This window comes from Parvibaculum sp. (genome assembly GCF_049651025.1).
Taxonomy (GTDB): domain Bacteria; phylum Pseudomonadota; class Alphaproteobacteria; order Parvibaculales; family Parvibaculaceae; genus Parvibaculum.
The window spans coordinates 1-20,697 of record NZ_JBASBH010000118.1 but is presented as its reverse complement, the minus strand read 5'-3'; the positions used below and the strand labels follow the sequence as shown (position 1 = coordinate 20,697).

Genomic DNA, 20,697 nt, shown 5'->3' with positions numbered 1-20,697 from the left:
GGAACCGGATGTGGAGACTTTTGTGCTGCGTAAAATCAATCTCGACGGATTTCTCGTCTCACTCATCCTTGTCGTGGTGGCCGCGGTCATCTGGCCCGAACCCGGTGCAACGGGCAGCCCGCTGCATATCGAGTGGATTTCGACTTACGGCATCTCGATCGTCTTTTTCCTTTATGGACTGACACTTGCGCCCGAACGCATGCGCGCCGGCTTTGCCAAGTGGCACGTGCATATCGTCGTGCAGCTCGGCACTTTCGTTCTTTTTCCAATTGTCGTTCTGGGGCTGGAATTTTTTACTGCGCCCTACGTACCCGCTGAAGTCTCGCTGGGATTTTTCTATCTCGCCGCGCTTCCGGGAACGGTTTCGTCGGCTGTCGCGATGACATCTCTTGCGCGCGGCAACGTGCCCGTGTCGATTTTCAACGCCACGGTTTCCAGTTTCCTCGGCGTGTTTCTGACGCCGCTTCTGATGGCCTGGTACATGAAGGCAACCGGCCAGTCACTGCCGCTCGGCACCGTGATCCTGAAAATCGTTCTGCTCGTGCTTGTGCCCATCGGCCTCGGCCAGATCGCGCATCACTGGCTGCAACATTGGGCGGCACGCAACAGCGCGTGGCTGAAACTCATCGACCGCGCCGTCATTATCGCCATCGTTTACAACTCGTTTTGCGACTCGATCATTGCTGGCATCTGGAGCGACAATGATGTGCTGCTTCTGGTCGAGATGGTGGTCGCCTCCATCGCGCTTTTCTATCTCATCTATGGATTGATGAAACTGGTGTGCCGCTTCTTCGGCTTCGACCGGGAGGACACCATCGCCTGTCTTTTCTGCTCATCGAAAAAATCGCTGGCGACGGGCGTTCCATTGGCAAATGTGATGTTCGGCGCGACGCCAGCGCTTGGCCTCATCATCGCGCCGCTGATGATCTTTCACTTCTTCCAGCTTGTGATCGTGAGCTTCATCGCCAATCGCTATGCGAATGACGGCGCAGCCATTGCCGGGCCAGCAAAAGGCTGACGGTTCAGGCGCGCTTTGCGGCAGCCGGTAGCGTCGCCTCGGCGGCGCCCGGTCCCGCCTTTACCGATACGTCGCGCGCGGCCAGAGGTTCGCCGCAATCGGAGCAGACGAGCACGCCTTCCATCACATGGGTGCAGGCATTGTGAACGCGCAAAAGCGGCGGGCCTTCCGGCCCGGCCATGTGCTTGTCGCCCCATTGGGCGAGCGTCATCATCACCGGATAGAGGTCGCGGCCTTTTTCAGAGAGGCGATATTCCTCGCGGCGAGGGCGCTCCTGATAGGCGACTTTCGTCAGGACATCGGCCTCGGTCAGTTTTTTCAGCCGGTCGGCCAGCACGTGACGCGCGATGCCGAGACGCTGCTCGAATTCCTCGAAGCGTCGCGTACCCAGAAAACACTCGCGCAGCACCAGCAATGTCCAGCGGTCGCCGACCACGGAGAGGGTGCGGGCCACGGAACAGGCTTCACGGTCGAGATCTTCCCAGCGCATCGGCTATTCCTTCCAGTCTCCCTGAGTTTAGCTTGACAGGTTCTCTTTTGGAACCCAACTTGTTATTATTAAGGTTCTGAAACAGAACTAATCAAATCCGCCAAACGGAAGGCATCTCGCATGACCGCCAAACCCGTTGCTATCGTCACCGGCGTTGGCCCCGGAACGGGTGCCGCCATTTCGCGCCGGTTTGCCGAGGGCGGCTATCGTGTCGCCATGCTGGCCCGCAACGGCGAGAGGCTTGCGGCTCTGCAGAACGAAATACCGGATTCACGCGGCTATATCTGCGACGTGACAGACGAAGCGCAGATCGAAGCGGTACTCGCAAAGATCACCCGCGAGCTTGGCTCACCCGAAGTGCTTGTCCACAACGCGGTCGGCGGCGCATTCGGCAATTTCCTCGATATCGACCCGAAGGTTCTCAACTACAATTTTCAGGTCAATACGATGGGGCTTCTCCATCTCGCGCGGCGTCTTGCGCCTGCGATGATCGAGGCGGGCAGGGGCGCGATCATCGTCACCGGCAATACATCGGCGCAACGCGGCAAAGCGAGTTTCGCGGGCTTTGCCCCGAGCAAGGCGGCGCAGCGCATTCTTGCCGAAGCCATTGCGCGCGAGGTCGGGCCGAAAGGCGTTCACGTCGCCTATATCATCATCGACGCCGTCATCGATGTCGCCTGGACGCGCAAGATGCGCCCCGACGCGCCGGATGATTTCTTTATCAAGCCCGCCGCCATAGCTGATGAAATCTGGCATGTCGCGCATCAGGACCGAAGCGCGTGGTCGTTCAACGTCGAAATCCGGCCCTTCGGCGAGACCTGGTGAAACGGCGCGACCCTCATTGACGCGGCACGTGCGGCGCGTCATAGCAAACATGATGACCCAGAACATTTACGACGATGACGACTTCTTTGAGGGCTATGCCCGCCTTGGCCGCTCGGTCGAAGGCTTGCAGGGCGCTGCGGAATGGCCAGCGCTGCGGTCCCTGCTGCCGGAGATGCAGGGGCTGAAGGTCGTCGATCTCGGCTGCGGCTTTGGCTGGTTCTGTCGCTGGGCGCGCCACGCAGGCGCGGCGCAGGTTCTGGGCTTTGACCTGTCGGAGAAGATGCTGGCCCGCGCACATGAAATGACAAGCGATGATGCCATCGTCTATGCGCGCGCGGATCTAGAACATCTGACGCTTCAGCCGCAATCCTGCGATCTCGTCTATAGCTCGCTCGCCTTTCATTATCTCGAAGGGCTGGAGCGGTTGATGGGCGAGGTCACGCAAGCGCTGCGGCCCGGCGGGCGCATCGTCTTTTCCGTCGAGCATCCGATCTATACCGCGCCTTCTGCGCCGGGTTGGGTCGTCGATGCGGCGGGACACAAGACATGGCCGGTCGATGGCTATCTCGCCGAAGGCCCGCGCTCGACGGATTGGCTCGCCAAGGGCGTCATCAAACAGCACCGCACGATTGCGACGTACATCAACATGCTTGTGGGGCTTGGCTTTGCCATTTCCCATGTCGAGGAATGGGGACCGAGCGACGCGCAGATTGCGGCGCTGCCCAGCCTTGCAGAAGAACGCGAGCGCCCGGCATTTTTGCTCGTGGCCGCGCATATGAATCTGGAAACCGAGAAGAGGTTGCGTCCGTGAATGTCATGAACTTATCGCCCGATCCTGTCTTCTCTCAGGACGGCGCAAACTGGCAACCGCATGCGGAAGCCGCGGGGCCATTTCGCGGATTGCATGGCGGTGCCGTTTCCGGCCTCACCGTCGCGGTGATGGAAGAGAAGGCGCGCGCCGAAGGGTGGGGGATTCCACTGACGGCCTCCGTTTTCATCCTGCGTCCCGCGCCGCTTGAGCCGCTTCAGACCAAAGTCGAAATTCTGCGCGTCGGCGGGCGCATTGCGATGCTTGAAGGTCTGCTGTTTGCCGGCGACAAGCTCATCGCCAAGGCGACCGGCGCGTTCGTGAAGCCGATCGATACGCCGGAGGTTGCGCGCGTCGCCGCGCCCGCAACGCCCGTCGATCCGTCTTCGCTGCCCGTCTGGCAGCAGCGTACCCGCGATCGCACGACTTTCTTCGACGTGCTCGATATTCGCGACGATGGCAACGGCATCAAATGGGGCCGGATGAAGCGGCCGATGATGCCGTTCGATGCGCCTTTCGCGAGCCTCTTTGCGCTTGCCGACAACGGCACGCCATACTGGCTTTCGGGCACGGAGTTCTGGCCGCCGCCGTGGGGTTTTCCCAATATCGACATCACGGTGCATGTGTCGCGCGCGCCTGTCGGTTCATGGGTCGGCGTCGAGCCGTCTTCGGACTGGCGTGCAGAAGGCATGGGCCTCACCGATGCAAAGCTCCATGACGAGCAGGGCATTCTCGGGCGCGGTTGCCAGACGGTGGTGCTGACGCCACGCTAGAGACGAGGAGGCTGAGAGAAACATGTCACTGACCGACGCCCAGCTCGAACGCTATGCACGCCACATCGTCCTCAAGGAAATCGGGGGACCGGGGCAGCAAAAGCTTTTGAACGCCCGCGTGCTTGTCATCGGCGCGGGCGGGCTTGGCGCGCCTTGCCTCATGTATCTGGCGGCGGCGGGCGTCGGCACGATCGGTGTCATCGATGCCGACACGGTTTCTCTTTCCAACCTGCAACGCCAGATCATTCACGACACGGCGAGCATCGGCCTGCCGAAAGTCGAAAGCGCAGAGGCGAGCATCGCCCGGCTCAACCCCGATGTGCGCGTCATCAAACATGCGGAACGGCTGACGCCCGCCAATGCGCGCGAGATCGTCGCGGGCTATGATATCGTCGCCGATGGCTGCGATAATTTTGACACGCGCTTTCTTGTCAACGACGCATGCCACTATGAAGGCGTGCCGCTCGTCTCCGGCGCTGTCGGCCCCTTCGAGGGCCAGGTCTCGACATTCAAATCCTATGAGCGCGGAGCAGACGGCTATCCGCTGCCCAACTACCGCGACCTCGTGCCCGAAGCGCCGCCGCCGGGCCTACTCCCCACTTGCGAGGAGGTGGGCATCCTCGGCGCGCTCACCGGGGTCATCGGCTCGATGATGGCGCTTGAGGTCATCAAGGAAATTACAGGTGCGGGAACGGGGCTCGTGGGCCGGTTGCTGATTTACGATGCGCTCGACATGCGGGTGCGCATCATCAAGCTCCGCCACGATCCGGCTAATATTCTGTCGGGGCAGGCACCCGCGCTTCGCGATCACCTGAACCATTCGTGAGACGGCCGCTCACCTGATGATGCGAAATCGGAAAACCGTTTCCCGGTGATGATCGAATTTCTCCATCGACCTCACACGCGCCGCCAACATCACCTTGGGCCAGAATTTTTGCGCGGGCGTGTTGTGCGGAAACACCGTCAGTTCCCACTGGCCGGGATGCACGGCGAAAACCGCCAGCGCCGCCGCAACGCCGCGGCCATGCCCGCGCGCTTGTGGCAGAACGTAAAACTCCGCCATCGCATAATCCACCTTCTGCCCGGAGCGAGACAGGCGGTTCACCAGCGCAAAGCCCATCAGAGCCCCGTCATCGTAAATGAACCAGGGCCAGCGCTGACCCTCTTCCTTCCAGTAAGCGTCGAAATAGGGGTAGGCGAAATCCACCTCGTCATAGGTGGCAAGTTCGGTGAGATAATCCGCCAGCAAGGCGCGCAGAAGTGGCTTGTCCTGCACTTGCGCCGCTGAAAGTGTGATCGTCATGTCATGCGCTCTGCGTCGAGGGCCCGCTCTTCGAGATGGCGCCTCGCGCGTCTTCTCAGGGTAAGGATCAATTCAGATTCATACCATCATCCCGAGAAGCGCTGCGCAAAAGCGCATCTCTGAGGACGTGACCCGAGAGGCCGCCTACATGATCGCGGGGATGACGCGGTCGGGCGGGCGATGGCCGTCCATGAAGGTCTTGATGTTGACGATGACCTTGCCGCCCATTTCAACGCGGCCTTCGATGGTCGCGGAACTCATGTGCGGCAGCGAGACGACATTGCCGAGTTTCAGGAAGCGCGGATTGACGGTCGGCTCGTTCTCGAAGACGTCGAGACCAGCGCCACCAAGCTCACCGGCTTCGAGCGCACGGATCAGCGCGTTCTCGTCGATCACTTCGCCGCGCGCCGTGTTGACGATATAGGCGTCGGAGCGCATCAGCTTCAGGCGGGCAGTATTGAGAAGGTGAAAAGTCGCGGGCGTGTGCGGGCAGTTTACCGAAACGATATCGACCTTGGGCAGCATGTCGTCGAGGTTTTCCCAATAGGTCGCTTCAAGCTCTTTTTCGATTACCGCATTGGCCGGTTTTCGATTGTGATAGTGGATTTCAAGGCCAAAGGCGCGAGCGCGGCGCGCCACAGCCTGACCGATGCGCCCCATGCCGATAATACCGAGGCGCTTGCCGAAGATGCGGCGGCCAAGCATCCATGTCGGCGACCAGCCAGGCCACTGACCTTCATGGTCGCGCAGGAAACGCGCGCCTTCCGCGAGGCGGCGAGGCACGGCGAGAATCAGCGCCATCGTCATGTCGGCTGTATCTTCGGTGAGCACGCCGGGCGTATTCGTGACGGTAATGCCGCGCCTGCGCGCCGTCTCGACATCGATATTGTCGACGCCCGTGCCGAACTGGGCGATGAGGCGGAGCTGCGGGCCGACCTGCGCCAGAACCTTTGCGTCAATCTTGTCGGTGACGGTCGGCACCAGAACATCGGCTTCCTTCACGGCCGCCACAAGCTCGGCCTGGCTTAGCGCATGATCGTCGGCATTGAGGCGAACGTCGAAAAGTTCAGCCATTCGCGCCTCGATCGTCTCGGGGAGCTTGCGGGTGACGACGACGAGCGGCTTTTTGGACGAAGGCATGGACGGACTGGCTTTGCGTTCTGAGTGTCGGACGGGGACTCGGGGCTTTTCCGATCATACTTGTCTAGCAGAGGGCGCGGCGGGCAACCAAGCGCGATCTATCTGCGCGAGGCGGGCATGAACTTGACCCATGCAGGCGACGCTTGCCATAAAGGCGTGCGAAGGTTCTGCGGCATGCCAGAGAGATACGTCATCACCGAAATTTTCCGGGAAATTTTCCGGCTTCCTCATTTGACGGTTTTTCCGGGACTGAAGTCTGGAGACGGGGTCGTATATTTCAGCGCCGCAGCGCTGATGCTGGCCTTGTTCACGGCTTTCTCCGCGCCGGTTGCCGCCAAGGAGGCCGCGCCGACGACGCAGCTTCTGCCGCCCAAAGGCGCGGCGAACGTCCCTCAAAAACGCGCAATCGGACCCGAATCACGCCTTCCCGTGCCGCGTTTTGTCAGTCTGAAGTCGGGGCGCATCAATGTGCGACGCGGGCCGGGGCCTGATAACGAAATCCTCTGGGTTTTTGCAAAGAAGGGCCTGCCGGTCGAGGTCACGGCTGAATCGGGCCGCTGGCGGCGCATACGCGACCGTGAGGGCGATGTCGGCTGGGTATGGCACTCGATGCTGGACGGGCGACGCACGGCCCTCATTGAAGGCCATGCAGGCGACACGACGCCGGTGGCGATGCATGTCGACCCCGACGCTTCGTCGAATGTCGTCGCCTATGCGGAGCCCGGAGTCATCGCGCAGGTGCGCGCCTGTGCGGGCGAGTGGTGCGAGCTTCAGGCGAGCGGCTATGAAGGCTGGGTGCAGCGCCAGAATTTCTGGGGCACCTATTGGGGCGAAGACTTCGAGTAAGCTCCGCCCCTTCAAGCCTTACGCGAAATCCGCCGCAAGCGAAGCGCGGACCGCATTTTCAATCAGCGCCATGTGACCGTAGTTCGGATGCGCGATGGCGAGAATGACCTGCGCTTTCGGATCGCGGAATTTTTCGATTTCCTGCGCCGTGAACGGAAAGTGCAGGAAATGCACGGATGAGGTTTTGCCGTCCGCCTTTGTGCGCTCGACATCGTCCGGCGGCACCACGGCGCTCACGCGCAAGCCGCCCACTTCGAGATAGACATGGTTCTCGACGCCGGTGAGACGCCGCAGCTCGCGGTCGCGGCGCACTTCGTCATCGATCTCGAACATCAGCGTGGCGACAAGTTCGCTGCCATTGGGGATCAGCGGATTATAGGCGGCAAGTTCGTCGGCAAGCTGCTCGGCGCCGCCGCGCTCGATATGCAGCATCTCATGCACCTGATGGAACATGGTGTCGTAGTTTTCAAAATAGAAAGTCGCGAAGGGGCCAACCGCGACGCGGCGCGCGCGCTTCATTTCCGTGATGCGCACACGGCGATCCTTGCGCTCATCCGCATAGGTTTCGTAAGGCAGAATGTCGCCGGGAGTGATCGCGCGTTTTGCCGCCATGATATTTTCCTTTACACGAACGTCAGTCTATCAGGCCCCAGGCGCGAGCCATGATCTCGATGGGGTGCTGCATTTGCGGCTTTTGCGTCTCGCCGAGAATTTCGATTTCCTGCACGAGATGCTTTGCCGCCAGCGGGCAGTCGGACGTCACGAATTTATTGCCCGTTTTCGCAACGCTGCGCGCGGCAGGCTTGCCCACCTTCACGGCAACGTCGAAGGTTTCCTTCATCACGCCGAATGTTCCTCCGTGGCCGGAGCAACGCTCCACCACATCGACCTTGATGCCGGGAATGAGCTTCATCATCTCGGCCGATTTCGGGCCCATGTTCTGAGCGCGCGCATGGCAGGCCAGATGCGCGGTAACGCCGCCATCAACGGTGGAAAGCCCCGGCGCGAGGCCCTCTTTCTTTGCGATGTCGACGACATATTCGTCGATGTCATAGGTCGCCTGCGCGAGTTTCTTCACATGCTCGTTTTCGGGCAGTACCAGCGGCCATTCGAATTTGAACATCAATCCGCATGAAGCCGTCAGCGTGACGATGTCGTAACCCTTATCGATCAGCTCGCACATTTCCCGCGAGATTTTTTCGGCCTGCTCGGCAACCTTTGCGAGATTGCCCTGCTCAAGAAACGGCATACCGCAGCAGCCGGGATAGGCGACGGTGGTTTCGACGCCATTATGCGCCAGCACCAGCCTCGCCGCTTCGCCGACATGGGGATTGTTGTAGTTGATGAAGCAGGTCGCAAAGATCGCGGCCTTGCGCCCCTTGGCGGGCGCGTCTTTCGGCGCGGCCTCGCCGGTCTTGTCCTGCGCCCTGGCGCGCATGGTGAAGGTCTTGCCGTAAAACTTCGGCAGGTCCACGCGGGCGTCGATGCCTGCAACTTTTTCGAGGATGGGCCGCGTCAGCTTGTTCGTGCGGGCAGAGCCCCAATTGGCAAGGCCTGCAACGGGTGCAGCGAGCTTTCCGTTACGATCCGTCTTGCCGAGTTCGCTCTGGACGAAGGGGAAGCCGTCGGTCTTTGCCTCCGCCGCTCGGTAGCGCAGCATCAGATGCGGGAAGTCGAGATTGAATTCATGCGGCGGCACATAGGGGCACTTCGTCATGAAGCACATGTCGCAAAGCGTGCAGGCCTCAACGACGGGACCAAAATCCTTCGAATCGACGCTGTCGAGTTCTTCGGTCGGCGCGGCGTCGATGAGATCGAAGAGGCGCGGGAAGCTGTCGCAGAGATTGAAGCAGCGCCGGCAGCCGTGACAAATATCGAAGACGCGACGCAATTCGGCGTCGAGCTTTTCAGTGTCGTAGAAATCAGGATCGCGCCACTCAATCGGATGACGTGTCGGCGCTTCGGTGCTGCCTTCTTTCATGACGCTCCCCGTCTCAGCCTGTCTGTTTGTCATCCCGGCTCGTCCCGGGTTCAGGGCCGCTTGCTCGGAGAATGACACACTCGATCCCGGGACAAGCCCGGGATACATCGAAATATTAATCCGAATACGGAATTTTTCCGATAGCTGAACTGGCTTCGAGGCTAAACCCCGAAGCCAGTCCTCATTTTGCAGGTGCCGACTTCAGCCGTTGAGGCTGTCGAGCGCCTTCTGGAAACGGCCCGCGTGGCTCTTTTCAGCCTTGGCGAGCGTTTCGAACCATTCGGCGATCTCGTCGAAGCCTTCTTCGCGTGCGGTGCGCGCCATGCCCGGATACATGTCGGTGTATTCGTGCGTCTCACCGGCGATCGCGGCCTTGAGGTTCAGGTCGGTCGCACCGATGGGCTCGCCCGTCGCCGGGTCGCCAACTTCTTCCATGAATTCGAGATGGCCATGCGCATGGCCGGTCTCGCCTTCGGCGGTCGAGCGGAAAACGGCGGCAACGTCGTTGTAGCCTTCGACGTCGGCCTTCTGAGCGAAATAGAGATAACGACGATTGGCCTGGCTTTCACCGGCAAAGGCCGCCTTCAGATTGTCGATGGTTTTCGATTTTGCGAGCGATGACATGTTTTGTGCTCCTCACCCTGTATAGGCCAGCCCAAGCCCCGGAGGGGCTGCGCATGGCGCTGTTGTTGAAGTGACGGCCGGACGGATTTCCAGCCCCGCCCTGAGAGAGCGGTTAACACAAATCATAGTGACGCCGACCATAGTTGGTCAACACATTAGAATTATTCTAATTAAGAATGAATAGCAGTTGCGGCGAGGCGCCGAGCCGGACTCAGCCCTGGCTCAGCGGTGCGCCCTGGAGCCGCACAATGACATCGACGCGGGCGATATCAGTGCCTTCGGGCGCCTCGGGGAGCCCGGTAATGAAGATCTTCTCGCCATCGATATCCATCAGGGAGCCGGTATTCTCCATGAAGAAGTGATGGTGATCGTTGGTGTTCGTGTCGAAATAGGTCCGCGCGCTGTCGACCACGACCTCGCGCAGCAGACGCGCCTCGGTGAACTGGTGCAGCGTATTGTAGACCGTTGCCAGCGAGACGCTGACGCCGGCCTTCTGGGCCTCTTCATGCAGGGCTTCAGCGGTCACGTGGCGGTCGCCGCCATCAAACAAGAGGCGTCCCAGCGCGAGGCGCTGGCGCGTCGGACGCAGGCCCGCTTCACGCAGGCGCGTCAATGTCTGGGCATAGGGCCGATCCTGTATCACGACAGTCCCTTTCAGCGGGGCCGCCCATCGGGGCATGCAACGCTAGTTTTTAATCATTACAAACTTGAAGATGGTGCACCTGTAATGGCTTTGTCAAGAAGGGGCGTCCGATTCGGTGCCGATAAGCTGGTTTCCGCGCGAGGTCCTATATGTTAGGAACCGCAGAAGAAGCATCACCGGGCCCGGGCATCAGACCGGGCTCTCGTATAAGATAAGCCTGCCGCGTTTCCATTTCAGGACCCGCGCAAGGGCGTGTGAGCGGACGGGAATGGCGGAGCAGAAATCGAATTACTCGCTTGAGGAATTGCTGGAATGCAGTCACGGCCGCATGTTCGGCCCCGGCAATGCCCAGTTGCCCCTGCCTCCGATGCTGATGATCAGCCGGATCACGCATATTTCGGACAAGGGCGGCGACCACGACAAAGGCCTGATCAAGGCCGAGTTCGACATTCATCCGGACCTCTGGTTCTTCCCGTGCCACTTTGAAGGCGACCCGATCATGCCGGGCTGCCTTGGCCTTGATGGCGCATGGCAGCTTCTGGGCTTTTTCCTGGGCTGGATCGGCGGCAAGGGCAAGGGCCGCGCGCTCGGCGTCGGCGAGGTGAAGTTCTCCGCCATGGTCACGCCTGCGGTGAAGAAAATCGAATACAACATCCACCTGAAGCGCGTGATCAATCGCCGCCTTGTCCTTGGCGTCGCCGACTGCACCATTCTGGCGGATGGCGAGATTGCCTATACAATCACCGACATGAAAGTCGGCCTGCAAACGGAAGAACAGTCGGCCTGATCAGGCACGGCGTTTTTGATCCAAACGAACAAAGAGGCTGCCATGAGGCGAGTCGTCGTCACCGGCATGGGGATCGTTTCCTCAATCGGAAACAACACGCAGGAAGTGCTCGCGAGTCTGCGTGAGGGCAAATCCGGCATCGTCAAATCCGATGTCTATGCGGAAATGGGCTTTCGTAGCCAGATCCACGGGAGCCTCAAGATCGATCTCGACGCCGCCGTGGACCGGCGTGCGCGTCGCTTCATGGGCGATGGCGCGGCCTATGCCGCCGTCGCCATGCAGCAGGCGATCGCCGATGCGGGTCTTGAAGAGAGCGATGTGAGCAATGTGCGCACGGGCCTCATCGTCGGCTCGGGCGGACCTTCGACGAAGGCCATCGTTGCGGCGGCAGACACCGCTCGCACGGAGCCGATCAAGGGGCCGAAGAAGGTTGGCCCCTTTGCCGTGCCGAAAGCCATGTCGTCGACCTGCTCGGCGAATCTTTCGACCTGGTACAAGACCAAGGGCGTCAATTATTCGATCAGCTCAGCCTGCTCGACATCTGCCAATTGCATCGGCAATGCGGCGGAGATGATCCAGTGGGGCAAGCAGGACATCATGTTTGCCGGCGGCGGCGAAGAACTCGACTGGACGCTGTCGGTTCTCTTCGACGCCATGGGCGCCATGTCGGCAAAGCGCAACGATCAGCCTGAAAAGGCGAGCCGCGCTTACGACAAGGATCGCGACGGTTTCGTGATTTCGGGCGGCGGCGGCATTCTGGTTCTCGAAGAACTGGAACATGCGAAAGCGCGCGGCGCGAAAATCTATGCCGAAATCGTCGGCTATGGCGCGACGGCAGACGGCGCGGACATGGTGGCGCCGTCGGGCGAGGGCGCCGTTCGCTGCATGAAGATGGCGCTTGAGCGCGTGCAGGGGCCGGTCGATTACATCAATCCGCATGCGACCTCGACGCCGGTCGGCGACATTCCCGAGATCAACGCGATCCGTGAAGTCTTCGGCGCGAACATGCCGCCGATCAGCGCGACCAAATCGCTGACAGGCCATGCGCAAGGCGCGGCAGGTGTCCATGAGGCGATCTACACGCTGCTGATGATGCAGAACGGCTTCATCGCCGCGAGCGCCAATATCGATGAACTCGATCCCGCCGTGGCGGACGCCAATATCGTGCGTCAACGCATCGACGGGGCGAATATCAATCTGGCGATTTCAAACAGTTTCGGTTTCGGCGGTACCAACGCGACGCTGGCGCTGCAGCGCTATAACGGCTGAGGGTGGACACAGAACCATGCACGGGTCTGAACAAAAACCGGGAAGCCGGGAACTGATTTTAAGCGGCCCTCTGATGAAGGGGCGGCGCGGGCTGATCATGGGCGTCGCCAATGATCACTCGATTGCCTGGGGCATCGCCAAGGCGCTTTCGGCGCATGGCGCAGACCTTGCCTTCACCTATCAAGGCGACGCATTCGGCAAGCGGGTGAAGCCGCTCGCCGACTCCGTCAATTCCAAGATCCTCGTACCTTGCGATGTGACCGACAGCCAAAGCCTCGACACGGTGTTCCGCACGCTCCAGAGCGAGTGGGGCTCCATCGATTTCATCGTTCATGCCATCGCCTATTCCGACAAGAACGAGCTGAAGGGGCGCTACGCCGACACGACGCGGGAAAACTTCCTGCGCTCCATGGATATTTCCTGCTTCTCCTTCACCGATGTCGCGCGCCGCGCCGCCGAGATGATGCCCAATGGCGGCTCGCTCGTGACGCTCACCTATGAAGGCGCGCAGCGCGTGATGCCCAACTACAATGTCATGGGCGTCGCCAAGGCTGCGCTCGAGGCAAGCGTGCGCTATCTCGCCGCCGATCTCGGCCGCGACGGTATTCGCGTCAATGCGATTTCGGCAGGACCAATGCGGACACTCGCAGGCTCGGCCATCGGCGATGCGCGCTTCGTTCACAAGTGGAACAAGACGCATTCGGCGCTGAAGGAAACAATCGAGCTTGAGCATGTCGGCGGCGCAGGGCTCTACCTGCTGTCCGATCTCTCCGCCCGCGTCACCGGCGAAATCCATCACGTCGATAGTGGTTTCAATATCATCGGCATGCCGCGCGTCGAGGAGCTGAAGGCGAGCGATCTGGAAGGCTGAGCGTTTCCACGAACGCCGCACTCGCAATGACCAAAACAATAAGGGCGCTGGATCACTCCAGCGCCCTTTGTATTTGTACGGATCGCCTCTCAGTAGAAGAGGTTCAGCACGATCTGCGTGATCAACCCGCTGCGGTCATTGACCAGGTAGACATTCCGGTCGTTGGCGCGAACCCACGAGTAGCCACGCGGCGGCTGCTTCAGGTGATAGGCGCGGTAATCGACGTAGTAGCCACGGCTGCGATAGGCGGCAGGCAGCTTCTGACCATGTCTCCAGTCGCGGCGCGCGTCGTAGCCCCTGGGCGCATTCCATGCCGGGCCGCGCACTGCATCGTATTTCCGGCCGTTATATGAGTATTGCGGCTTATGCGACGGCTTCGACTGGCCATAGTTCTGCGGACCAGAATTCTGGTGGGCCGGCTTGTGATAGTCCCGGCCCTGATTCTGATTATTCTGTCCCTGATTCGCGCGGGGCTGATTGGCGGGCCGCTGCTCATAGGGTGCCGCCATCACGGCGGGCGCAGCGAGCATGGACAAGGCCACTGCTGCAGCAAACAGATGTTTCATTTCGCGGTCTCCTTCTATCGCCCCGGTACGGGGTCGCTTTGTTCCGACCCCTGATAGATAGGTCATCCAGGCTGAACCCACTGTGAACGGAAATGACAGCGCAACTTCATCAGCCCTATATCAAACGCAAAGGGCGCCGGATCGTTCCGGCGCCCTTGCTCATTCATTGCAGCTATTAAAGCTTAGTCGCGACGCGGGCGACGCGCACGATCGCCACCGCCGCCTTCGCGCTTCTCGCGGGGCTGCTCGGCAGGTTCGTTTTCGTAAACGATCTCTTCGCCCGTTTCCTGGTTCACGTGCTTCATCGACAGACGAACCTTGCCGCGATCGTCGAAGCCGAGAAGTTTCACCTTCACCTTGTCGCCTTCCTTGACGACATCGGAGACCTTTTCAACGCGCGTCGGGGCCATCTGCGAGATGTGCACGAGGCCGTCGCGGGGACCGAAGAAGTTGACGAATGCGCCGAAGTCGACGGCCTTCACGACCGTGCCTTCATAGATCGCGCCGACTTCAGGCTCGGCAACGATGCCGCGGATCCAGTCGATCGCCTTCTTGATCGATGCGCCGTCCGAAGACGCGACCTTGATCGTGCCGTCATCGGAGATGTCGATCTTCGCGCCCGTCTTCTCGACGATTTCGCGAACAACCTTGCCGCCGGTGCCGATCACTTCACGGATCTTGTCGGTCGGAACGGTGATCACTTCGATGCGCGGCGCATGTTCGCCCATTTCGGGGCGCGCCGTGTCGAGAGCTTTCGCCATCTCTTTCAGGATATGAATACGGCCGCCCTGCGCCTGAGCAAGAGCCTGCTTCATGATGCCTTCGGTGATGCCGGTGATCTTGATGTCCATCTGGAGGGACGTCACGCCGACTTCGGTGCCCGCAACCTTGAAGTCCATGTCGCCGAGGTGATCCTCGTCGCCAAGAATGTCGGAGAGCACTGCGAAGCGCTCGCCTTCAAGGATGAGGCCCATCGCGATACCGGCGACGGCGCGCTTCAGCGGCACACCGGCATCCATCATCGCAAGCGAACCGCCGCAGACGGTCGCCATCGAGGACGAACCGTTCGACTCCGTGATTTCGGAGACGAGACGCAGCGTGTAGGGGAACTCGGTCTTGGCCGGAAGCACGGCGCGCAGCGCACGCCAGGCAAGCTTGCCGTGGCCGACTTCGCGGCGACCCGTAAAGCCGACGCGGCCCGTTTCACCGACCGAGAAGGGCGGGAAGTTGTAATGCAGCAGGAAGTTTTCCTTGTAGGTGCCCTGGAGCGCGTCGACGAACTGTTCGTCTTCGCCGGTGCCCAGCGTTGCAACCACAAGCGCCTGCGTCTCGCCGCGCGTGAAGAGCGCCGAGCCGTGCGTGCGCGGCAGGATGCCGACTTCCGAAACGATCGCGCGGACCGTTTCGAGGTCGCGACCGTCGATGCGGCGCTTCGTGTCGAGGATCGAGTTGCGGACGATGTCGCTTTCGATTGCCTTGAACACGCCACCGACCGAAGTTTCCGGCACGGCGTTCGGGTCTTCAGGATTGCAGAGAGCGGCTTTCGCCTTGTCCTTCGCCTTGGAGATCGCCTCGTGGCGGTCGCCCTTGTCCTTCAGGCCGTAAGCGGCGCGCAGATCGTCTTCGACGAGCTTGCGGACCTTGCCTTCAAGTTCGCTCTCGTCCGGTGCAGTGAACGGACGGGGTTCCTTGGCGCATTTTTCGGCCATGCGGATGATCGCATCGATCACCGGCTGGAAGCCGCGATGGCCGAACATGACGGCATCGAGCATGACGTCTTCGGAAAGCTCTTTCGCTTCCGATTCAACCATGAGCACCGCATCGCTCGTGCCGGCGACGACGAGGTCGAGATCGCTCTCGGCCATTTCGTCGATCAGCGGGTTCAGCTTGTATTCGCCGTTGATGTAGCCGACGCGCGCGCCGCCGATCGGGCCCATGAAGGGCAGGCCGGAGATCGTGAGGGCGGCGGAGACGGCGACCATCGCGACGATGTCGGGATCGTTCTCCATGTCATGGGAGAGAACGGTGACGATGACCTGCGTCTCGTTCTTGAAGCCCTTGGCAAAGAGTGGACGGATCGGACGGTCGATCAGGCGCGAAACCAGGGTTTCCTTTTCGCTCGGGCGTCCTTCGCGCTTGAAGAAGCCGCCGGGAATCTTGCCGGCTGCGTAGGTCTTTTCCTGGTAGTTCACGGTCAACGGGAAAAAGTCGAGGCCGGGCTTCGGCTTGCGTTCGCCGACAACGGTGGCGATGACGGTCGTCTCGCCATAAGTCGCGATGACGGCGCCGTCGGCCTGACGGGCAACCTTGCCTGTTTCAAGAACAAGCGTACGGCCGGCCCATTCAATTTCTTCGCGTGTAATTTCAAACATGTGGATTTCCTTTTCTGCGCCGACGCACTTTTTCTGTTTGCGTTCGCTCCACCATCAGGCGGACGGCGCCCTTTCTGCCGCTGACGTCGCGGCCGGACAAAATGGACAGAATTCGCGAGGACGCATCTCTACGCCACGAATAAATCAGGGACCGAACGCCGTGAGACGCCGGATTGCACGGTCCACTCGCTAATACTGTTCCGTTGACGGACGAATGTCTCTTCAGGCCCGAATACGCTTACGGGCGGCGCGACTTTTGTCACGCCGTCCCGTTTGCGCAGACTATGCGAGCCGTGGGTGAAAGCATGCACCCCGGTTTTACCTACGGATGCCCAAGCGGGCGATCAGGTCTTCATAACGCTTCTGATCGTTCTTCTTGACGTAGTCGAGAAGCGAACGGCGCAAGCTCACCATCTTCAGAAGGCCGCGGCGCGAATGGTTGTCCTTCGCGTGGCCCTTGAAATGTTCCGTGAGGTTGGTGATGCGTTCCGTCAGAATCGCGACCTGCACTTCGGGCGAACCTGTGTCGCCTTCTTTGGCCGCAAATTCCTTGATGATCTGAGCTTTACGCTCCGGCGTAACCGACATCGAGTTCTCCTATGAACCGAGATTAAAAACACGCACGGGCTTCAATTCTCCTTGGCTGTATTCAGTCAAGGCCACCGGATCTCCCCGGTGGGTCGCCAGAACCGGCCCCGAAAAAATGGGGGCATCGCGCCCGCGCAATAAAACTCCCTGACCCCGCCTTAAACGGGAGGCATCTTCACTGCTCAGGGCCAGCGCCGGGATGTCGTCCAGCGCGGTCTCGAGCGGCAGCAGATGCGTCCTGAGAGTTTCGGAAGCGGGCGGAATATGACCGATGCCCAGCAGTTTATCCAGCGGAATTGCGGAGGCCTCCGTAAAGGGGCCATGTCCAATCCGGCGCAAGGCCGAAACATGCCCGAAGCAACCCAGCGCCAAAGCCAGGTCGCGGGCCAGCGAGCGGACGTAAGTCCCTTTGCTGCAAGAGATTTCCAGCTCGGCATGGTCGGCATCGGGCATGCCCAGAAGGCGGGCGGAATAGATCGTCACCGGCCGGGCCTTCAGTTCCACCGCTTCGCCAGCCCTGGCGAGGTCGTAGGCGCGCTCGCCATCGATCTTGATCGCCGAAAATGCAGGCGGAACTTGTGAAATCTCGCCCGTGAAGGCGGGAAGTGCGGCCTCGATCTCGGCCGCTGTCGGGCGCTTGTCGCTGGTGCCGGTCACGGAACCTTCGGCATCGTCGCTCGCAGTCGATACGCCGAAGCGGATCGTGAAGCGATAGGCCTTGGTCGCATCGAGAATATAGGGAACGGTTTTCGTCGCCTCGCCCAGCGCCACGGGCAGGATGCCGCTTGCGAGCGGATCGAGCGTACCGGCGTGGCCAGCCTTCTGGGCGTTGTAGAGGCGGCGGATACGCGTCACCACATCGGTCGATGTCGGCCCCACGGGCTTGTCGACGATGACCCAGCCCGAAACGGCATCACCCTTCTTGCGGCGGCCCATCAGTCTTCGGTTTCGCCGTCAGGTGCATCGTCATCCATACGCTCCAGATCGCGAGCGACCTTGGGCGAATGGAGAAGGCGATCGACGGCTTCGGCACGGTCGAAGGATGTGTCGGCGGCGAAGGCGAGATCGGGCATGTATTTGAACGTGACCTCATGCGCGAGCTGGCCGCGCAGATATCCCTTCACGCGGGTCAGGCCCGCGACGATTTTTTCGGTATCGCCACCAGTAAGGCTGCCGCCGAGCGGCGCGACATAGCAGGTCGCATGCCGCATGTCCGGGCTCATGCGTACTTCGGAAATCGTGACCGCACGCTCCAGCAGATCGGGATCCTGAATCGTGCCGCGAGCGATAATATCGGCCAGCGCGCGGCGCACGAGTTCGCCCGCCCGCAACTGTCTTTGGCTCGGGCCGCGTTGGGATGCCTTTTGACGGGCACCCTTGTCATTGGTTTTCTTGCGCATGCGTGTTTCTTCCGCTGGCCCGCGGCATCACGCGGGGTCGCAAAGCGTCAACCTCAAGCGAGGCTGCGCTTCACCACCTCGATATCGAAGCATTCGATCACGTCGCCAGGACGCATGTCCTGATAGTTCTCGAAGGCCATGCCACATTCCTGACCGGACTGCACTTCGCGCACTTCGTCCTTGAAACGCTTCAAGGTCGAGAGCTTGCCTTCGTGCACCACGACGTCGTCGCGGATCAGGCGCACGCTCGAACCACGGCGCACGACGCCTTCGGTGATGCGGCAACCGGCGATCTTGCCAACCTTCGAAATATTGAAGATTTCGAGGATCTGAGCATTGCCGAGGAAGGTCTCGCGCAGTTCCGGCGAAAGCATGCCGGACATTGCCGCCTTGATGTCGTCGACGAGGTCGTAGATGACCGAGTAGTAGCGAATTTCGACACCGGCATTGCGGGCCGCATCGCGCGCCTGATTGTTGGCGCGGACGTTGAAGCCGATGACCGGCGCACCGGACGCGGTTGCAAGCGTGATGTCGCTTTCGGTGATGCCGCCGACGCCCGCGTGAAGAACGCGCGCCGAGACTTCATCCGTACCGAGCTTTTCGAGCGCCTGCACAATCGCTTCAGCCGAACCCTGAACGTCCGCCTTGACGATGATCGGAAGCTCTTTGCGGTTCTGCTCTTTCAGCTGCGACATCATCTGGTCGAGCGATGTGCGCCCGCCATTGCCGACGCGCTTGTCGCGCTGGATACGCTGACGATAGACGGTAACTTCACGCGCACGCGCTTCGTTCTCGACGACGGACAGCGTGTCGCCGGCTTCCGGCGCGCCGCCAAGACCGAGCACTTCGACCGGCTCCGAAGGGCCTGCCGACTGAACGTTCTCGCCGCGATCGTTGATGAGCGCACGCACGCGGCCCCATTCGGCGCCCGCGACGATGATGTCGCCGACGCGCAGCGTACCGCGTTCGACAAGGACCGTGCCCACAGGGCCACGACCGCGATCGAGCTTGGCTTCGACAATGATGCCTTCAGCCGCACGAGCGGGATTTGCCTTGAGGTCGAGCACTTCGGCCTGAAGAAGAATGGCTTCTTCGAGCTTGTCGAGGCCCATGCCGGTCTTGGCCGAGATCGGCACGGCGAGCACGTCGCCGCCGAAATCTTCAACCACGACTTCGTGCTGAAGAAGCTCGTTCTTCACGCGCGTCGGATCGGCTTCGGGCTTGTCCATCTTGTTGATGGCGATGATCATCGGCACGCCTGCAGCCTTGGCGTGATTGATCGCTTCAATCGTCTGCGGCATGACGCCGTCATCGGCGGCCACCACAAGGATGACGATGTCGGTGACGCGAGCGCCGCGCGCGCGCATCGCTGTAAAGGCGGCGTGGCCAGGCGTATCGAGGAAGGTGATCTTCGCGCCCGAACCCATATCGACCTGATAGGCGCCGATATGCTGGGTGATGCCGCCAGCTTCGCCAGCCGCAACGGCCGTCTTGCGCAGCGCATCGAGAAGCGAGGTCTTGCCGTGGTCGACGTGGCCCATGACGGTGACGACCGGCGCGCGCGAAATTTTCGCCTCGTCCGTATCGGCTTCGCCCACGAGACCTTCTTCGACGTCCGATTCGGCAACGCGTTTCACGGTATGGCCGAGTTCTTCGGCGACGAGCTGGGCCGTGTCGCTGTCGATCACATCGGTGATCTTCAGCATGATGCCCTGCTTCATCAGGATCTTCATGACGTCGACGGCGCGTTCGGCCATGCGGTTGGCAAGTTCCTGAATCGTGATGACTTCAGGAATGACAACTTCGCGAACAACCTTTTGCGGCGCTTCGTGAATGCCGGCGAGACGCTTCTTCTCGCGTTCGACGCGGCGACGCATCGAGGCGAGCGAACGCTGACGTTCGCTTTCGTCGTCGAATGCCTTGGTGATGGTGAGCTTGCCGGTACGGCGCTTGGGCTCATTGCGGCGAGCGGGCGGCGTCTTGGCGGGTACGCCCGGCGCGCCATGAGCGCGCTTGGGCTTGCCTTCGTCGTCGGCAACTTCTTCCTGCAACAAGGCAGCACCGCGCGGAGCCGCACGAGGTTCTTCGTCGAGACGACGCTTGGCATCGTCAGCGGCGCGGCGACGCGCCAGTTCTTCGGCCTCGCGACGCGCAGCTTCTTCTGTTTCGCGTGCGGCAGCTTCCTCGCGCTCGCGTTTGCGGCGTGCGTCGATTTCAGCGAAGCGCTTGGCTTCTTCCTCGGCGCGCTTGCGCTCTTCACCTTCGCGCGACCGGGCAGAGTCGAGCGCGGCGGCGCGGGCATTCTTTTCTTCTTCGGTCAGCGTGCGAAGCACGACACCCGAACGAACGCGGTCGCCCGCACGCGGTGCAGGCTTGCCGCCACGGGCCGCGGG

At 61.1% G+C, this 20,697-nt stretch carries 22 protein-coding genes; 9 read left to right on the top strand and 13 right to left on the bottom strand.

Annotation, left to right across the window (positions count from 1 at the left end):
- Nucleotides 1–22: 22 nt before the first annotated feature.
- Nucleotides 23–1,018, top strand: a complete 996-nt coding sequence (locus tag WA943_RS15615; protein WP_424470820.1) for a bile acid:sodium symporter family protein — start codon at nt 23–25, stop codon at nt 1,016–1,018.
- Nucleotides 1,019–1,022: 4 nt separating this feature from the next.
- On the opposite strand, the gene WA943_RS15610 is transcribed toward WA943_RS15615, so the two are convergent.
- Nucleotides 1,023–1,508 (bottom strand): winged helix-turn-helix transcriptional regulator, encoded by a 486-nt coding sequence (locus WA943_RS15610; RefSeq protein ID WP_424470819.1) that lies wholly within the window; start codon nt 1,506–1,508, stop codon nt 1,023–1,025.
- A gap of 120 nt (nt 1,509–1,628) precedes the next feature.
- Here WA943_RS15610 and WA943_RS15605 point away from each other — a divergent pair, with 120 nt between their 5' ends.
- From WA943_RS15605 to WA943_RS15590, 4 genes are read left to right on the top strand one after another with little or no spacing between them, the layout of a single operon-like run.
- Nucleotides 1,629–2,333 carry an SDR family NAD(P)-dependent oxidoreductase gene (locus WA943_RS15605; RefSeq protein WP_424470818.1) on the top strand — a complete coding sequence of 235 codons (705 nt, stop codon included), beginning with the start codon at nt 1,629–1,631 and terminating at the stop codon, nt 2,331–2,333.
- A gap of 52 nt (nt 2,334–2,385) precedes the next feature.
- Nucleotides 2,386–3,144: a class I SAM-dependent methyltransferase gene (locus WA943_RS15600; RefSeq protein ID WP_424470833.1), complete on the top strand. Its 759-nt coding sequence runs from the start codon at nt 2,386–2,388 to the stop codon at nt 3,142–3,144.
- 5 nt (nt 3,145–3,149) lie between these two features.
- Nucleotides 3,150–3,914 (top strand): thioesterase family protein, encoded by a 765-nt coding sequence (locus tag WA943_RS15595; protein WP_424470817.1) that lies wholly within the window; start codon nt 3,150–3,152, stop codon nt 3,912–3,914.
- A gap of 22 nt (nt 3,915–3,936) precedes the next feature.
- Complete coding sequence (locus WA943_RS15590) at nt 3,937–4,740, top strand: HesA/MoeB/ThiF family protein (protein ID WP_424470816.1); 804 nt, start codon at nt 3,937–3,939, stop codon at nt 4,738–4,740.
- 9 nt (nt 4,741–4,749) lie between these two features.
- On the opposite strand, the gene WA943_RS15585 is transcribed toward WA943_RS15590, so the two are convergent.
- Nucleotides 4,750–5,217, bottom strand: a complete 468-nt coding sequence (locus tag WA943_RS15585; protein WP_424470815.1) for a GNAT family N-acetyltransferase — start codon at nt 5,215–5,217, stop codon at nt 4,750–4,752.
- Nucleotides 5,218–5,361: 144 nt separating this feature from the next.
- On the bottom strand, nt 5,362–6,357 hold the full coding sequence (locus WA943_RS15580) for a 2-hydroxyacid dehydrogenase (protein ID WP_424470814.1): 996 nt from the start codon (nt 6,355–6,357) through the stop codon (nt 5,362–5,364).
- Between the two features lie 174 nt (nt 6,358–6,531).
- Here WA943_RS15580 and WA943_RS15575 point away from each other — a divergent pair, with 174 nt between their 5' ends.
- Nucleotides 6,532–7,203: an SH3 domain-containing protein gene (locus tag WA943_RS15575; RefSeq protein ID WP_424470813.1), complete on the top strand. Its 672-nt coding sequence runs from the start codon at nt 6,532–6,534 to the stop codon at nt 7,201–7,203.
- An 18-nt stretch (nt 7,204–7,221) separates the two neighbouring features.
- Here the strand turns inward: WA943_RS15575 and WA943_RS15570 are convergent, their stop codons facing one another.
- The 4 genes from WA943_RS15570 to irrA all read right to left on the bottom strand — a co-directional run bounded on the left by WA943_RS15570 (nt 7,222) and on the right by irrA (nt 10,451).
- Nucleotides 7,222–7,815, bottom strand: coding sequence for a DUF3501 family protein (locus WA943_RS15570; RefSeq protein WP_424470812.1), 594 nt, complete (start codon nt 7,813–7,815; stop codon nt 7,222–7,224).
- Nucleotides 7,816–7,837: 22 nt separating this feature from the next.
- Nucleotides 7,838–9,184 (bottom strand): heterodisulfide reductase-related iron-sulfur binding cluster, encoded by a 1,347-nt coding sequence (locus tag WA943_RS15565; RefSeq protein WP_424470811.1) that lies wholly within the window; start codon nt 9,182–9,184, stop codon nt 7,838–7,840.
- Between the two features lie 201 nt (nt 9,185–9,385).
- Nucleotides 9,386–9,808 carry a rubrerythrin family protein gene (locus WA943_RS15560; RefSeq protein ID WP_424470810.1) on the bottom strand — a complete coding sequence of 141 codons (423 nt, stop codon included), beginning with the start codon at nt 9,806–9,808 and terminating at the stop codon, nt 9,386–9,388.
- A 211-nt stretch (nt 9,809–10,019) separates the two neighbouring features.
- On the bottom strand, nt 10,020–10,451 hold the full coding sequence (gene irrA, locus WA943_RS15555) for an iron response transcriptional regulator IrrA (protein ID WP_424470809.1): 432 nt from the start codon (nt 10,449–10,451) through the stop codon (nt 10,020–10,022).
- Nucleotides 10,452–10,719: 268 nt separating this feature from the next.
- Between irrA and fabA the strand changes: the two genes are divergently transcribed.
- The 3 genes from fabA (at nt 10,720) to fabI (ending at nt 13,378) form a co-directional block, all read left to right on the top strand.
- Nucleotides 10,720–11,238 carry a 3-hydroxyacyl-[acyl-carrier-protein] dehydratase FabA gene (gene fabA, locus WA943_RS15550; protein WP_424470808.1) on the top strand — a complete coding sequence of 173 codons (519 nt, stop codon included), beginning with the start codon at nt 10,720–10,722 and terminating at the stop codon, nt 11,236–11,238.
- 42 nt (nt 11,239–11,280) lie between these two features.
- The gene (gene fabB, locus WA943_RS15545) at nt 11,281–12,507 is read left to right on the top strand and encodes a beta-ketoacyl-ACP synthase I (protein ID WP_424470807.1); all 1,227 of its coding nucleotides are present in this window, start codon (nt 11,281–11,283) and stop codon (nt 12,505–12,507) included.
- Nucleotides 12,508–12,580: 73 nt separating this feature from the next.
- A complete protein-coding gene (gene fabI, locus WA943_RS15540; RefSeq protein ID WP_424470806.1) occupies nt 12,581–13,378 on the top strand; it encodes an enoyl-ACP reductase FabI in 798 nt (265 codons plus the stop codon).
- A gap of 89 nt (nt 13,379–13,467) precedes the next feature.
- On the opposite strand, the gene WA943_RS15535 is transcribed toward fabI, so the two are convergent.
- From WA943_RS15535 to infB, 6 genes are all read right to left on the bottom strand, one after another.
- The gene (locus tag WA943_RS15535) at nt 13,468–13,944 is read right to left on the bottom strand and encodes an RcnB family protein (protein ID WP_424470805.1); all 477 of its coding nucleotides are present in this window, start codon (nt 13,942–13,944) and stop codon (nt 13,468–13,470) included.
- Nucleotides 13,945–14,126: 182 nt separating this feature from the next.
- Entirely contained in the window at nt 14,127–16,316 is a 2,190-nt protein-coding gene (gene pnp / locus WA943_RS15530) for a polyribonucleotide nucleotidyltransferase (RefSeq protein WP_424470804.1), read from the bottom strand.
- Nucleotides 16,317–16,634: 318 nt separating this feature from the next.
- Nucleotides 16,635–16,904 (bottom strand): 30S ribosomal protein S15, encoded by a 270-nt coding sequence (rpsO, locus tag WA943_RS15525; protein WP_424470803.1) that lies wholly within the window; start codon nt 16,902–16,904, stop codon nt 16,635–16,637.
- Nucleotides 16,905–16,913: 9 nt separating this feature from the next.
- Nucleotides 16,914–17,840, bottom strand: coding sequence for a tRNA pseudouridine(55) synthase TruB (gene truB, locus WA943_RS15520; RefSeq protein WP_424470802.1), 927 nt, complete (start codon nt 17,838–17,840; stop codon nt 16,914–16,916).
- Nucleotides 17,840–18,304, bottom strand: coding sequence for a 30S ribosome-binding factor RbfA (rbfA, locus tag WA943_RS15515; protein WP_424470801.1), 465 nt, complete (start codon nt 18,302–18,304; stop codon nt 17,840–17,842). The genes truB and rbfA overlap by 1 nt, the downstream gene beginning before the upstream one ends.
- 53 nt (nt 18,305–18,357) lie before the next feature.
- Nucleotides 18,358–20,697 (bottom strand): translation initiation factor IF-2 (gene infB, locus WA943_RS15510; RefSeq protein ID WP_424470800.1); only part of this gene is annotated, 2,340 nt, incomplete at its 5' end.